The sequence below is a fragment of the Bradyrhizobium sp. STM 3809 genome (assembly GCF_000239795.1).
Classification (GTDB): domain Bacteria; phylum Pseudomonadota; class Alphaproteobacteria; order Rhizobiales; family Xanthobacteraceae; genus Bradyrhizobium.
On record NZ_CAFJ01000386.1, the window covers coordinates 1 to 14,003 of the forward strand.

General features: G+C 66.3%; 13 protein-coding genes. 10 read left to right on the forward strand and 3 right to left on the reverse strand.

Annotated features, from left to right (window positions below):
• From BRAS3809_RS19590 to murA, 6 genes are all read left to right on the forward strand, one after another.
• On the forward strand, window positions 1-677 hold a 677-nt coding region (locus BRAS3809_RS19590; protein ID WP_035657020.1), incomplete at its 5' end, for a DNA recombination protein RecF.
• A gap of 130 nt (window positions 678-807) precedes the next feature.
• Entirely contained in the window at window positions 808-2,991 is a 2,184-nt protein-coding gene (locus BRAS3809_RS19595) for a hypothetical protein (RefSeq protein WP_008963798.1), read from the forward strand.
• A gap of 331 nt (window positions 2,992-3,322) precedes the next feature.
• On the forward strand, window positions 3,323-5,761 hold the full coding sequence (gene gyrB / locus BRAS3809_RS19600; protein WP_008963799.1) for a DNA topoisomerase (ATP-hydrolyzing) subunit B: 2,439 nt from the start codon (window positions 3,323-3,325) through the stop codon (window positions 5,759-5,761).
• 326 nt (window positions 5,762-6,087) lie between these two features.
• Window positions 6,088-6,345: a FitA-like ribbon-helix-helix domain-containing protein gene (locus BRAS3809_RS19605; RefSeq protein ID WP_008963800.1), complete on the forward strand. Its 258-nt coding sequence runs from the start codon at window positions 6,088-6,090 to the stop codon at window positions 6,343-6,345.
• Complete coding sequence (locus BRAS3809_RS19610; protein ID WP_008963801.1) at window positions 6,342-6,764, forward strand: type II toxin-antitoxin system VapC family toxin; 423 nt, start codon at window positions 6,342-6,344, stop codon at window positions 6,762-6,764. Before BRAS3809_RS19605 ends, BRAS3809_RS19610 begins: the two co-directional genes overlap by 4 nt.
• 104 nt (window positions 6,765-6,868) lie before the next feature.
• Window positions 6,869-8,164 carry a UDP-N-acetylglucosamine 1-carboxyvinyltransferase gene (murA, locus tag BRAS3809_RS19615; RefSeq protein WP_008963802.1) on the forward strand — a complete coding sequence of 432 codons (1,296 nt, stop codon included), beginning with the start codon at window positions 6,869-6,871 and terminating at the stop codon, window positions 8,162-8,164.
• A 369-nt stretch (window positions 8,165-8,533) separates the two neighbouring features.
• Here murA and BRAS3809_RS19620 read toward each other — a convergent pair whose 3' ends face one another.
• On the reverse strand, window positions 8,534-9,163 hold the full coding sequence (locus BRAS3809_RS19620) for a hypothetical protein (RefSeq protein ID WP_008963803.1): 630 nt from the start codon (window positions 9,161-9,163) through the stop codon (window positions 8,534-8,536).
• Window positions 9,164-9,349: 186 nt separating this feature from the next.
• Here BRAS3809_RS19620 and BRAS3809_RS19625 point away from each other — a divergent pair, with 186 nt between their 5' ends.
• On the forward strand, window positions 9,350-9,955 hold the full coding sequence (locus BRAS3809_RS19625) for a TetR/AcrR family transcriptional regulator (protein WP_008963804.1): 606 nt from the start codon (window positions 9,350-9,352) through the stop codon (window positions 9,953-9,955).
• 178 nt (window positions 9,956-10,133) lie between these two features.
• Here BRAS3809_RS19625 and BRAS3809_RS19630 read toward each other — a convergent pair whose 3' ends face one another.
• Window positions 10,134-10,868: a sterol desaturase family protein gene (locus BRAS3809_RS19630; RefSeq protein ID WP_008963805.1), complete on the reverse strand. Its 735-nt coding sequence runs from the start codon at window positions 10,866-10,868 to the stop codon at window positions 10,134-10,136.
• 162 nt (window positions 10,869-11,030) lie between these two features.
• Window positions 11,031-11,798 (reverse strand): helix-turn-helix transcriptional regulator, encoded by a 768-nt coding sequence (locus tag BRAS3809_RS19635; RefSeq protein ID WP_008963806.1) that lies wholly within the window; start codon window positions 11,796-11,798, stop codon window positions 11,031-11,033.
• A 118-nt stretch (window positions 11,799-11,916) separates the two neighbouring features.
• Here BRAS3809_RS19635 and BRAS3809_RS37770 point away from each other — a divergent pair, with 118 nt between their 5' ends.
• The 3 genes from BRAS3809_RS37770 to BRAS3809_RS19650 all read left to right on the forward strand — a co-directional run.
• Entirely contained in the window at window positions 11,917-12,294 is a 378-nt protein-coding gene (locus BRAS3809_RS37770; RefSeq protein ID WP_052523443.1) for a DUF5071 domain-containing protein, read from the forward strand.
• Window positions 12,295-12,358: 64 nt separating this feature from the next.
• The gene (locus BRAS3809_RS19645; protein ID WP_008963808.1) at window positions 12,359-12,838 is read left to right on the forward strand and encodes a DUF2867 domain-containing protein; all 480 of its coding nucleotides are present in this window, start codon (window positions 12,359-12,361) and stop codon (window positions 12,836-12,838) included.
• Between the two features lie 734 nt (window positions 12,839-13,572).
• The coding region (locus BRAS3809_RS19650; RefSeq protein WP_240535717.1) for an MATE family efflux transporter at window positions 13,573-14,003 on the forward strand (431 nt) is incomplete at its 3' end.

Below are 14,003 nucleotides of genomic sequence, written 5' to 3' on the forward strand. Positions count from 1 at the left end.
GCGAGCATTCCAGCCGCGTCTCGGCGCTGGAGCGCTCCTTGCGCTCGCGCAACCGGCTGCTCGAGGTGCGCAATTTCGACGACCATTGGTGTGACGCGATCGAGCGCGAGACCGCCGAGCTCGCGGTCGCCGTCGCCGCCAGCCGCGGCCAGACCGCGGTGAAGCTCGCGGCGATGCTGCGCCAGCGCGGCGCGGCGTCGGCGTTTCCCTCCGCCGAGATCGCGCTCGACGGCTGGATGGAGAACGCGCTGCTGACCGAGCCCGCGCTCGCCGTCGAGGACCGCTACCGCGCTGTCCTGCGCGACAACCGCGCGCGCGACGCCGCCGCGGGCCGTACGCTGGACGGTCCGCATCTCACCGACCTGCATGTCGTCTACGCGCCGAAGAACATGCCGGCGCGCGATGCCTCGACCGGCGAGCAGAAGGCGCTGCTGATCGGCCTGATCCTGGCGCATGCGACCCTGGTCGCCGAGACCACGGGCATCGTGCCGATGCTGCTGCTCGACGAGATCGTCGCCCATCTCGATCCCGGCCGCCGCACCGCCCTGTTCGCCGAGCTCGGCACGCTCGGTGCCCAGGTGTGGCTGACCGGCGCCGATCCCGCGGCGTTCGCCGAGTTGCGCGAGCTCGGCGAGATCTTCGACGTCGACGGCGGCCGCATCACCGCGCGGCGGTAGCTCATTCCGCTTTGAACCTGTCAGTTCCCAAGCCCGACTAGCTGTGGCTGGACGGCATGACGACGTCGCCCGGCGTCCGACACCGTCCCGTGAGGCCGGACACCTCACATCGAACTCCTGGAGATCTGTGATGTCGAAGCTCAGGCAGCCGGCCACCGCCGCGGCGCGACTGCGGCTGTTCGCATGCGGGCTGTTGCTGCTGGCGAGCTGCGCCGCGACGGCACGGGCCGACGACGCCATCGTTGACGTACATGCGCTGCCGCGCCTGGAGGGCGCTGTCGATGATACTTCGCGCTCCGATCGCTACCGCGCCATCTACCGCCTGCCCACGCCGCCCGCGGCGACGACTGTCGCCACGCAGCAGCTGCTGAGCGCCGATGGCTGGGTGCGCTATGTCCGCCCGCTCGAGGAACGCAATACGACGCTCAACTACAAGAAGGGCAAGCAGGGACTGTCCGTTTCGTTCAGCGGCAGCGGCGGCCGCATGGATATCTCTGAGGTCAGCTATTCGCCGCTGCGGATCTACGCCGATCTGCCGTTCCCCGACGGCGCCGCCGACATCGTATTCGACGAGACCCGGCCCTATCTGTCCTGCATCGTGCCGTCGTCGCTCGACGCCGCGCAGGCGCTTTTCCGCAAGGAGATGACCGCGATCGGCTGGCAGCCGCTGACGGCGGACGCCGCAGCCCGCTGGCCCAATGCCGATCTCAGCGAGACCACGCCGAACGGCGTGCGCGCCTTCTATGACCGCGTCGCCAACGACGGTCCGCGCCGCCAGAATCCGGTCATGCTGACCCTCACCCGTCACGGCGACGGCAAGACCAATGTCGAGATCCGCGTCGCGCCCTTCGCGCTGCCGGCCCAGCTCGAAGCCGGCGACGACCGCGCCGGCCTGCCGATGCCCAAGCCGGCCAAATCGTCGCAGAGCCTCGGCAGCGCGACCTCGCCGAGCCGCCAGGCCAAGGGCGCCGTGATCGCCGAGCTGCCGGCGGTGCTCGCCTTCTACACCAGCGAGCTGCCGGCGCGCGGCTTCCGGATCGACGCGGCCGCGCCGGGCACGCCGGACGAGGTGACGCTCAAGGTTGCCTCCGCCGAGGAGACCGGCACGCTGAAGCTGTCGCGCAGCTACGATCTCACCATGGTCGAGCTGTCGATGCGCGCCTCCGAGGCGGCGCTCGCCGCCCGTGCCAAGGCCAAGAAGGACGCCGACGACAGGTTCATGGCCGACGCCGCCGCCATGGCCAAGCAGGTGATCGCTGCCGACGAGGCGCGCCGCGCCGCCCAGTCCGGCGCGATGTCGGACGCGCCCGTCAGGGCGCTGCCCGACAATCCCGCGCCGATCGCGCTGCCGGAGACCGCGGAGGCGGTCGAGTTCGACGGCAGCCAGGGCCGGCTCGAATTCAACTCCGGCTCATCGGTGAAGGCGCTCGCCGGCTTCTTCCGCTCGACCCTGAAGGCTGCCGGCTACCGGGAGGCGCCGACCGTGATCGACAATCCGACGATGGCGCATCTGGAGTTCTCGGCGAAGGGCAAGTCGGTGAGCTTCACGATCATGCAGATGGGCCCGAAGGTGAACGTGACCGCCGACGGCACCGGCCTGATCGCGGCCGCCAAGCCGGCGGCGCAAGCGGCGGCGCAGCCGACCAAAGAGCAAATCAAGGAGCAGATCCAGGAGCAGATCAAGGACGCCGCGCCGCTCGAAGCCGATCCGTCCTCGGCGCTGCCGGTGCCGAAGGAGCGCAGCGCGACCTCGCTGTCGACCTCCAAGCCGCCGGGCTTCGATACACCGGTGCGCCTCCAGCTCGAGGCCAGCGTGCCGGCCGAGCTCGGCGCCGTGCTGGCGTTCTACCGCGCCGAGCTCGCCAAACGCGGCTGGCAGGAAAAGGCCGAGGCGGCACAGGTCAGCGCCGACAAGGCCCGTCTCGCGTTCACCTCGCCGCAAGGCCCCGCCCAGCTGACGCTCGGCCGCGCCAGCGGCGAGACGTCGATCAACCTGGTGCAGAAGAATGCGGAGGCTGCGGCGAAGGCCGAGATCCTGCCGAAGCCCGGCCAGGCCAAGCTGATGCTCGGCAATATCGGCGAGGCCGATGCCGTGCTGACCATCAACAGGCAGGCGATCAGGATCGCGGCCGGCACCGGCAGCCCCAGGACACCCAAGGGCCCGCTGCTCGATCTGCCGCCGGGCAAGTACCGCTACGAGATCAAGATCGCCAGCCGCGCGCCGGTCCGCGACACGATCGAGCTCGGTGCCGGCGACGCCTGGGGCTTGATGGTCGGCCCGACCGGCCAGGCGCTGCCGCTGCCGCTGTATTGAGCCGATGCAGGCGCCTCACGACGCCAGCCAACCGTCCAATCGACCCCTGATCGCAGGCCGCCCGACGGGCGGCCTGATGCCGTTGGAACGCGCCCCGGGCCAGGGTGTGCCGGGCCGCTGGCGAGGGGCCGGAAAAGGCCTCCCGAATCGGCCTTTCGAGAGCCCCGAAGTGAGCCCTCGAACGGCTTGAAAAACCGTTAAAAAAACCCATCTCTTCAATATCTTAACACACCCCTTTTTGCGCTGGCCGCGCCCCGTCTTTCATGGCACAAAGAGTGCTCTCAGCACCCTTGCGCGACATCGCCCATCGGGACCCCTTCAAAGGCCTCACATGACCGAACCCGCCCGGCAAACCATCGCCGACAACGAGCCTGCCACCGCGAACGAATACGGCGCAGAATCGATCCGGGTGTTGAAGGGCCTGGATGCCGTGCGCAAGCGCCCGGGCATGTATATCGGCGACACCGATGACGGCTCCGGTCTGCATCACATGGTCTACGAAGTCGTCGACAACGCGATCGACGAGGCGCTGGCCGGCTACGCGACCCGCGTCGAGGTCGTGCTCAACGCCGACAATTCCGTCACCGTGCGCGACGACGGCCGCGGCATTCCCGTCGGCATCCACAAGGACGAAGGCGTCTCCGCCGCCGAGGTCATCATGACCCAGCTGCACGCCGGCGGAAAGTTCGACCAGAACTCCTACAAGGTCTCCGGCGGCCTGCACGGCGTCGGCGTCTCCGTCGTCAACGCGCTGTCGAGCAAGCTCGAGCTGCGCATCTGGCGCGAGGACAAGGAGCATCTGATCGAGTTCGCCCATGGCGACGCGGTGGCGCCGCTGCGGGTGGTCGGCGAAGCGCAGGGCAAGCGCGGCACCGAGGTGACGTTCCTCGCCTCGACCGACACATTCAAGATCGTCGAATACGACTACGCCACGCTCGAGCACCGCCTGCGCGAGCTCGCCTTCCTCAACTCCGGCGTCCACATCATCCTGTCCGACATGCGCCACGCGGTCGAGAAGCGCGAGGAGATGTTCTATTCCGGCGGCGTCGAGGAGTTCGTCAAATATCTCGACCGCAACAAGAAGGCGATCGTTCCCAATCCGATCATGGTCCGCTCGGAGGCCAACGGAATCACCGTCGAGGCCGCGCTGTGGTGGAACGACAGCTACCATGAGAACGTGCTGTGCTTCACCAACAACATCCCTCAGCGTGACGGCGGCACCCATCTTGCCGGCTTCCGTGGCGCGTTGACGCGTCAGGTCAACGGCTATGCCGAGGCCAATGCGAAGAAGGAAAAGATCGCGCTGACCGGCGACGACTGCCGCGAGGGCCTCACCGCGGTGCTCTCGGTGAAGGCGCCCGATCCGAAGTTCTCGTCGCAGACCAAGGACAAGCTGGTGTCCTCGGAGGTGCGCCCCGTCGTCGAGAACGTCATCAACGAGGCGCTGTCGGCGTGGTTCGAGGAGCATCCGTCGGAGGCCAGGACCGTCGTCGGCAAGGTGATCCAGGCCGCGGCGGCGCGCGAAGCCGCGCGAAAGGCGCGCGAGCTGACGCGCAAGAATCCGCTCAACAACATCGCTTCGCTCCCGGGCAAGCTCGCCGACTGCCAGGAGAAGGATCCGGCCAAGTCCGAGCTGTTCATCGTCGAGGGTGACTCCGCCGGCGGCAGCGCCAAGCAGGGCCGCAACCGCGAGTTCCAGGCGGTGCTGCCGCTGCGCGGCAAGATCCTCAATGTCGAGCGCGTGCGCCCGGACAAGATGCTGTCGAGCGAGCAGATCGGCACCTTGATCACCGCGCTCGGCACCGGGATCAGCGACGACTTCTCGATCGACAAGCTGCGCTATCACAAGATCATCGTGATGACCGACGCCGACGTCGACGGCGCCCACATCCGCACCCTGCTGCTGACCTTCTTCTACCGCCAGATGCGCCAGATCATCGATCGCGGCCATCTCTACATCGCGCAGCCGCCGCTCTACAAAGTCACGCGCGGCAAGTCCGAGCAGTATCTGAAGGACGAGCGCGCGCTCGAGGACTATCTGATCGGCACCGGCCTCGACGATTGCGTGTTCCGGACCGCCGACGGCGAGGAGCGCAAGGGCCGCGACCTGCTGGCGCTGGTCGAGGAAGCGCGCATCGTGCGCAACATCCTGCGCAACCTGCACAGCCGCTACGACCGCAAGGTGGTCGAGCAGGCCGCGATCGCCGGTGTGCTGCGCGCCGACATCACCCGCGACATCGCCACCGCCGACGCCGCCGCCGAATACATCGCCAAGCGGCTCGACGTGCTGGCCGAGGAGGTCGAGCGCGGCTGGATCGGCCACTTCGTCGAGGGCCAAGGCTTCACATTTGAGCGTACCGTGCGCGGCGTGAAGGACGTCGCCGTCATCGACGACGCGCTGCTGGCGTCTGCCGACGCCCGCAAGCTCGACGACTACGCGGCGCGGCTGCAGGACGCCTACGCCAAACCCGGTGCCTTGCGCCGCGGCGACACCCAGACGGTGATCCACGGCCCGGTCGACCTGTTCGAGGCCGTCACCGATTCCGGCCGCAAGGGCATCGCGATGCAGCGCTACAAAGGGCTGGGCGAGATGAACCCGCAGCAGCTCTGGGAAACCACGCTCGACACCGAGGCCCGCACGCTGCTCCAGGTGAAGGTCAAGGAGGTCGACGAGGCCGACGACATCTTCACCAAGCTGATGGGCGACGTCGTTGAGCCGCGCCGCGAATTCATCCAGGACAACTCGCTGTCGGCGAACGTGGACGTTTAGTCCCATGGGCGATCATCTGGATGAACGTTTCCTTGGAACCGGTTGCTTGCGGGTCGAGCTCTGACCGTCCCCACCGCTGTCATGCTCCGCGAAAGCGGGTCATCCATGACTCTGCGGCAGAAGAGATTCACCGAGACGTCGCGGCGTACGGGATCGTTCGCTTTCGCGGACGACGACAGCCGGGGTGACATGATCAATGTGCGAGGACTTCGGAAACGGCCGTCAAGGCCATGCCGGACAGACGAGCGCCCTGACGGACGGCATGTGGACAGTGATAGCATTTTCTGATAATGATATCATTCCTCAACTTGTGGAGGTCAGCAATCATGCCGGCCGTGACCATTCGCAACCTTTCCGAGGAGACGCATCGCGCGCTTAAAGCGCGGGCCGCTCAGCATAATCGCAGCACGGAAGCTGAAATTCGGGCGATCCTCGAAGCCGCCGTTCAGCCGGAGGGACGACTACGTCTCGGCACGGCGTTGGCTGAAATGAGCCGAAATGTCGGATTGACGAATGCCGACGTCGAAGCGCTGGAGGAACAGCATCGCGCAATCAAGCCCGCCGAGCCGCTGCGCTTGAAATGATTGTGCTCGATACCAACGTCGTCTCGGAAGCCATGAAGCCCGAGCCTTCGCCGCAGGTGATGGCGTGGCTGGACCGGCAGATCGCCGAAACATTGTTCATCTCCAGTGTAACGATTGCTGAGTTGATGTTCGGCATCGGCGCGCTTCCGAAAGGACGACGGAGGGAGCGGCTGACGACGGCGCTCGAAAGCCTGATGGAGCTGTTCGGAGCAAGGATCCTGCCATTCGACACCAGCGCGGCCTGCCGTTACGCCGAAATCGCAGTGAAGGCCCGCGCCGCTGGGAAGGGGTTTCCAACGCCGGACGGCTACATCGCCGCCATTGCGGCCGACCGTGATTTTTCTGTCGCAACCCGCGACACGAGCGCCTTTTCGGCCGCCGGTCTTACTGTCATAGATCCCTGGACTGCCGCGTCCTAACCGTGGAAGGTGGCCTGCGCGCGCCGTCCGTGATAACTCGGTGCCGGACCGATGTTCCGCTTTTGCCGGTCCCTGAAAACCCTCTCAGCACGGATTCTTCGCGCATGGCGCCCATTCAATACATCGTCGAGGGTGGTCACCGGCTCAAGGGCGCGATCGAGCCGTCGGGCAACAAGAATGCGGCGCTGCCGATCATCGCGGCGGCGCTGCTGACCGACCATCCCGTCACGCTCGACAACGTGCCGCGCATCCGCGATACCGAGACCCTGGTGGAGCTGGTGCGCTCGGTCGGCGCCTCGGCGGAATGGCGCGGCCGCAACCGGCTCGCGATCCATGCCAAGGAGATCCGCGCTGCCGATCTCGATCCGGATCTGTGCGCGCGCATCCGTGCCTCGATCCTGCTCGCCGGTCCGCTGCTCGCCCGCTGCGGCGAAGTGGCGCTGCCGCCGCCGGGCGGCGACGTGATCGGCCGCCGCCGCCTCGACACCCATTTCCTGGCCTTCGAGCAGCTCGGCGCCACCGTCACGGCCACCGACAAGATCGAGCTGCGCGCCTCCGTCCTGAAGGGCGCCGACGTGTTCCTCGACGAGCCCAGCGTGACCGCGACCGAGAACGCGCTGGTCGCCGCCGTCGCCGCGCATGGCACGACATACCTGCGCAACGCCGCCTCCGAGCCGCACGTCCAGGACCTCGCGCATTTTCTGGTCGCTCTCGGCGCCAACATCGAAGGCATCGGCACCAACACGATGGTGATCCACGGCGCCAGTACGCTCGGCCAGGCCTCCTACGCCATCCAGCCCGATCACATCGAGGTCGGTTCGCTGATCGGCTTGGCCGCGGTGACGCGCTCGCCGCTGCGCATTGTGCGCGCCGGCACCGAGCATCTGCGTTCGATCCGCATGGGGTTCGAGCGGCTCGGCATCGTCTGCGAAGTCGCCGGAGACGACCTCATCGTGCCGTCCGACCAGACGATGAAGATCAGGGACGATTTCGGCGGCCACGTGCCGAAGCTGGAGGACCAGCCCTGGCCGGCCTTCCCCGCCGACCTGATGTCGATTGCGATCGTCACCGCCACGCAATGCGAGGGCGTGATCCTGATGTTCGAGAAGATGTTCGAGTCGCGGATGTTCTTCACCGACAAGCTGATCTCGATGGGCGCCCGCATCGTCTTGTGCGATCCGCACCGCGCCATCGTCTCCGGCCCGAACCGCCTGCGCGGCGCCCGCGTGGTCTCCCCCGACATCCGCGCCGGCATGGCCATGCTGCTCGCCGCGCTGTGCGCCGAGGGCACCTCCCGCATCGACAACGCCGACCAGATCGAACGCGGCTACGAGCGCATCGACGAGCGGCTGAATGCGCTCGGCGCGAAGATCACCCGCGTGCCGGAGCGCGGGCGGTAGAGCTTGGCGGCCCATGGTCGACGGGCAAGGTCGCAACATTCCGGTCATGTCCATCCAGACTTGCCGCCGCAGGCGCGCCGAAGCTGGCAGCGATTGCCGCGGACACTGCAAGCCTGCGCGCCATCCGGACCAGCTTCTGCTTCAGGACATGCGCGGCGCGATGCGCGTTTCGCGGCTTGCTCATGGTGGCGCTCCCTAGCGATCTGGTCCGTCGCGGAATGCGGGCCGCCTGAGCCATGGATCGGCTCAGGCGGCCCGCGGCTGCGGCATCAGCGATCATCGCCGACGTAGTCGACAGTTCGCAGCTTCGTGACACCGCGACCTGTGTTTTTGCTGCGTGAGGCAGTGTTTCGTCGAACGCCGGTCGGCTCAGCCGAAGAACGGCGATCGCATCGGCCTGCTGGCCTCCGCGACGACGCCAGCGTCGAACAGCCGCGTGGTGTAGGCGACGTCGAGCGACTTCGTCTCGGTGGGGAAGTAGTCCGTGACGAAGCGCGTCGCGTTCTCGATCGTATCGAAAGCGTAGAACCCGCCCACGGATTGGGTGTGGACGCCACTGAGCCAGGTCTTGTGCAGCAAGCCCGGCTGTCGCTTCAGGATCGGGTTCATGTCGCGCCAGGGCGCCTGCGCGAACGGCGCCGATATCTGCGCCTCGGTGTAGACGAACGCGCCGGGCTGTGGGCCGAGCTTGCCGTCGAAATGCATCGAGTTCAGATAGCGGCTGGCCTCCTCGACGGAGCTGCCGTCGAAGACACGTGTCGTCTGGGCGACTCCGCGAGCCTTTGCGCGGGCGGGAAACTCGTCGGTGACGAACGCCTTGGCGTTCTGAACGGAATCGAACTCGTAGAAGCCGCCGATCGAGTTCGTCGCGATGCCCGCAAGCCAGGTCTTGTTCACCAGCCCCGGCTGCTGCTGCAGCACGGGATTGGCTGTCCGCCAATCATAGCGATCGAACGGGATCGAGACTTGAAGCTCAGTGTAGACGAAAGCCTTGGCCATGACCGTCTCCAGGGGGTGAGAGTGACGCATGACGTGCGCGCGGCGATGGGCCATTCCCACGATGGGCTGAAGGCCGGCCTTGCGACTACATCACGGTCGTTATATAACGACCGTGATGGCTATAAAATAGTGACCGTTATGCCGTCAAATATAAAATAACGATCGCTATTCTTTGGAGACCAATTGATGCGCTACAAGACCGGACACAAGGAGGAGGCCCGCGGCCGCATGATCGCCGCCGCCGGCCGCGGCTTCAGGCGCAAGGGATTTGGCGGCATCGGTGTCGATGGGCTCGCCAAGGAGGCCGAGGTCACCTCCGGCGCGTTCTACGGGCACTTCGCCTCCAAGGAGGCGGCGTTTGAGGCCGCCGTTGCAACCGGTCTGGACGATCTCGCCGCAGGCGTCCGCGCGCTTCAGGCCGAGCACGGCGCAAGGTGGCTCGAGCGGTTCGTCGACTTCTATCTCAACGAACGACGCACGTGCGACGTCGGGGACGCCTGCGCGCTGCAAGCGCTCTCGCCGGACGTCGCGCGGGGCTCAGCCTCCGCCAAAGCCGTGTTCATGGAGCATATGGATGGCGTTCTACGGGCGGTCGCCGACGGCCTCGAGGGCCGCACGTCGCAAGACCGTCTGGACAAGGCTTGGTCGCTGCTGTCCCTGCTCTCCGGCGGCGTCACGCTGGCGCGCGCAGTTTCCGACCCGGCACAATCGAAGGCCATTGCCGTCGGCATCAGAAAGGGCGCGCTCGCGTTGGCTGCGGGCCGCGCGGTCGCCACGCCCGGATCGATCTGAACCGCGCCGGCTTACCGTTCGGCATCGCGAACTCATTCGCTGCCGCAAATCGTAAGGTGGGCAAAGAGCCGCCATCAAGCGGCTCGTGCCCGTCGCCCACAACGTGGGCGCCGATGGTGGGCACGACGCGAGCGGCATCTGAATCAAAGGGAGAGATCGTGTCGTGCCTTTACACACCCTACTCTCCATACACATCCCCGAACATCAGCATGCGTCCCAGCCGACGCTCGCTCTCGCCGGGAAAGCCGCAGCACGCGGCGAACTCATCGGCGTCGCGATAGGTCCCGAACAGCCAGTCCCAGATCGGCAGGTCGCCGTAGTTGCCGGAATGCACGTCGAGCTCATGATGCAGCGAATGCAGCTCGGGCGTCTGAATGAGATATTTCAGCCAACGCGGTGATTTGTAGTTGGCGTGATAGAAGAATTCGCTGGTCGCCGCGCACAGGTTGAACCACAGCGCGCCGGCGGATGAGCAGCCGAGCAGCGGAAATAGGATCAGCGCGGACAACCCGCTGTCCGCCAGCATCTCGACCGGGTGCTTGTAGAACGACGTGACGGTCTCGATGCGGCGCGGCGAATGGTGGATCTGATGAAACAGCAGCCACCAGCCGTTCAAATGGCGGATGCGATGCCACCAGTAGAAGAAGAAAGTGCCGACCAGCCACGCGAGGAACCCCTGCAGCGCCGGCGAATGCAGCGCGCGCAGCTGAATCAGCGAGGCGCCGTCGAGCAGCCGCATCCAGAGCCGGCCGGTCACGAGTGTGAGACCGACCTGCAACAGGATCACGGCGAGGACGCGCCCGTACCAGCCGGGCGAATTGGGCAGTTCGCGGCCCGGAGCGATCCGCTCCAGGATCATGAAGACGGCGGCAATGGCGACGGTCAGCAGCGGCGGAACGATGAGCGATGTCATGGCGGATGACCTGGGTTTGCAGACTTTGGATTTGCAGTCCCGGACTTGCCGACCCGCTCGCCGGGCCTGCGGGTTTCGCCGCTACGACACCACTGTATGACGCCGAGGTCGATGACACGTACGTGCTACGACGATGGCGCACTCCGCTTTCGAACCTGCCGGCTACTTCAACGCTGCAATCAGCTGGCTGCGCTTGCTGATGCCGAGCCGCTCATAGATGACCCGGAAATGATTGCCCACCGTGTGCTCGGAGATGCCAAGGCGCGATGCGATCGTCTTGTCGGGCAGCCCCATCAATGCGAGATCGACCAGCTCGCGCTGCCGCTCCGTCAGCTTGCCGAGATCGAGCTTGGGCGACGCCACCTGCTCGGTAGCGAGGAACAGCGCGTGCAGCACCGGCGCGATCAGGTTCAAGCACATCCGGACGTGCTGCGGCTGATCGGCGGCGACGCCGGCGAAGCTGAGATAGGTGCCGGCGCTGGCGAAGGGATCGATGACGCCGTGGCCGGCGACTACGCCGAGCGACAGCTGCCTGATCTCGTCGAGCTCGCGCGCGGTGGCAAACGGCGGCGGATCGGCGGGATCGAGAATGAACGCCGCGCGGTTCTGCACCCACCACGCAAAGCAGCCGCGCGCGCCGAGGTCGAAGCTCTCCTCCAGCCCCGCTACGAACGCATCCGGATAGCCCGACGTCACCAGGTTGCGCATCCGGATGCGGCCGCCGGTGAGCCGGCCATAGGCCCCGAGAAAGCGCTGGAACGGAAAGAACCGCCGCAGCGGCCCTTCGACCCAGACCAAAATCTGCTGCTCCGTCACCGCGCCGCCGGGCACCGCGCCGAGCACCTCGATCCACGCCTGCAGGCCGGGCCCCGGCGATACGTCCTGCACCGGCCTCGCTGTTCCAAGCTCGTCGTTCTTCGAACGGCGCACGTTCGCTCCCCTGCCGTCGTCGGCAGACAATATTAGCACAGCATCACGCTCAAGGGCCTACGCGACGGTCCGACAATGAGGTCATCGTCCTCGGCCGGATCCAGCTTGCGATTGAATCATGTCAGAGGCTCGTCAACTGATCCCCCGCGGGAAAGCCGACCTGGATCGTGCCAGCGCGGCCGTCGGGGCCGGCTATCCAGCCGTTGAGCCGATCCCGCCCGAGTTGATGGCATGGCTGAAGGACGGCAATTGGCCCGTGGCCCATGTTCTTGCGCCCTTCTTGTCCTCGATTGGCGCACCGATGGTGCCCCGCATCTGGCATGTCCAGCGGTCGGACGATGACGTGTTCTCGGCTGGCTCATGCCGTCGCTTCCAGCGGACGTCGCCCTGCAATTCCGTCCGGAGCTGGAGCGCCTCTGCTATGCTCCAAGCGATGCCGAGCGTCGCGAGGAGCTGGATCAGCAGGCGCGCCAAGTTCTCGCACAGTTCGGTGTAATGGGAAAAGCAGGCACAGACGCGCCACGAGTCATACAGGAATGATCAATCTTCGAGGCTCACGCATGACGATCCGCGAGATCACCCCTAATGTCGATCGTGACCGATGGCTCGCCGGTGCTGACTTCGCCGATGCCTTCCGCATCACGATCGATGGCGCGGTGCTCGATGCCCGCACCGCGGCCGAACGCATGCTCGGCCATTCGCCCTGGTGGATGGCTGCTCTCCTGAAACTCCGCAATGGGCTGATCCGGCCACTCGGTTTGAAGACCTCCGGCGCGGACGCACGCCGTCCGGGCCCCATGATCGGGATGTTCCCGGTCATCGACGAAACGCCCGGGCAACTCGTGCTCGGCTTCGACGACAAGCATCTGGACTTCCGCGTTCTGGTCGATGTCGCGACGGTCGGCGCGACATCGCAGGTGACCGCGACCACCCTGGTGCAGACCCACAACGCGCTCGGCCGCATCTATCTCACCGTGATCACGCCGTTTCATCGCCTCGTGGTGAAAGCCACGCTGCGGCAGGTCGCAGTGACCGCCTGATCTTGCTGAACGCTGCTCCCCTTCCGCAACGATCTCGAACGGCTCTCCCTCAACCATGTAGATCACATCTGGGCCGCCGGCCGCTCCGACCAGGTCAGTCATTTTGCGCTTATCGTTTTCCGAATTTTATGGTTGATTTTATTCCGCAAATCAGAAACAATGCGCGCATCCCGTCCTCATGAGAGGGACGCTTCGCGATCGTCACGGACCGTTGAGGGGGGATGCGATGGATGCGGCGGCTCTCAGCGCGCGCTCGGGTGTTCACTCGAGGCCGGTGCGTGGACGAAGGAGCGGTCGCATACGGCGAAATCGTATGGTCCTGGCCTCCCGATGCTGAGGTCAAGCCGGCGGGCGATCCGCTGGCGACGGTGGCCAACAAGCCCGGCGCACCGAGGAGAGTACGTATAAGCCGTTCCAACCGTTGCGCAGGGAAGGCCGGTTGTGCGGCCCACCTGTGGTGACTGCCGCCTGCTACTTCTTTTGCAGGCGGGCCATGGGTGTGGTCAAGCACCCGGCCTTCCCTGCGCCCTCTCAACTCCGAGGGCCAAAGATCGAGCAAAGCTCGGGCGCGACACGCGCCGCGAGATCGCGGCACCGCGCGGCTCGCAGGACGATCGTGTGGAGCGATGATCGCAAACAACCCTTCAGACCTGCGCTCACACGCCGCACACCCGCGCGATGGAACTTGCCTCCGTGATATGCATGCGGCCGCCAAGGCTGCTATAGCCGCCGCCATGACCCCGCCCGTTGAAGCTGATCACGCGCCGCCGGCGCCGGCACCCTCGCTTGCTCTCGAACTCTGGGAGACGATTCGCCTGGCTGCGCCGATGGCGCTGACGCAGCTGTCGCAGATCGCGATGATGTCGACCGACCTCGCCTTCATCGGCCGGCTCGGCGGCGACGCGGTCGCGGCGGCCGCGCTGGCCGGTACGGTGTTTTTCGTGGGCTCGACCTTCGGCATGGGCCTGATGTCGGCGGTCGCGCCGCTGGCGGCGCAGGCGTTCGGCGCCGACGATGCCGGGCTGGTGCGGCGCGCGCTGCGCGTCGGACTGTGGGCCGGCCTGTTCATCGCGCTGCCGATCATGCTGATCGCGCTGAATGGCGAGGCCATCCTGCTCGCGCTCGGACAGGCGCCCGGCGTCGCGCGTCTCGCGCAACATTATCT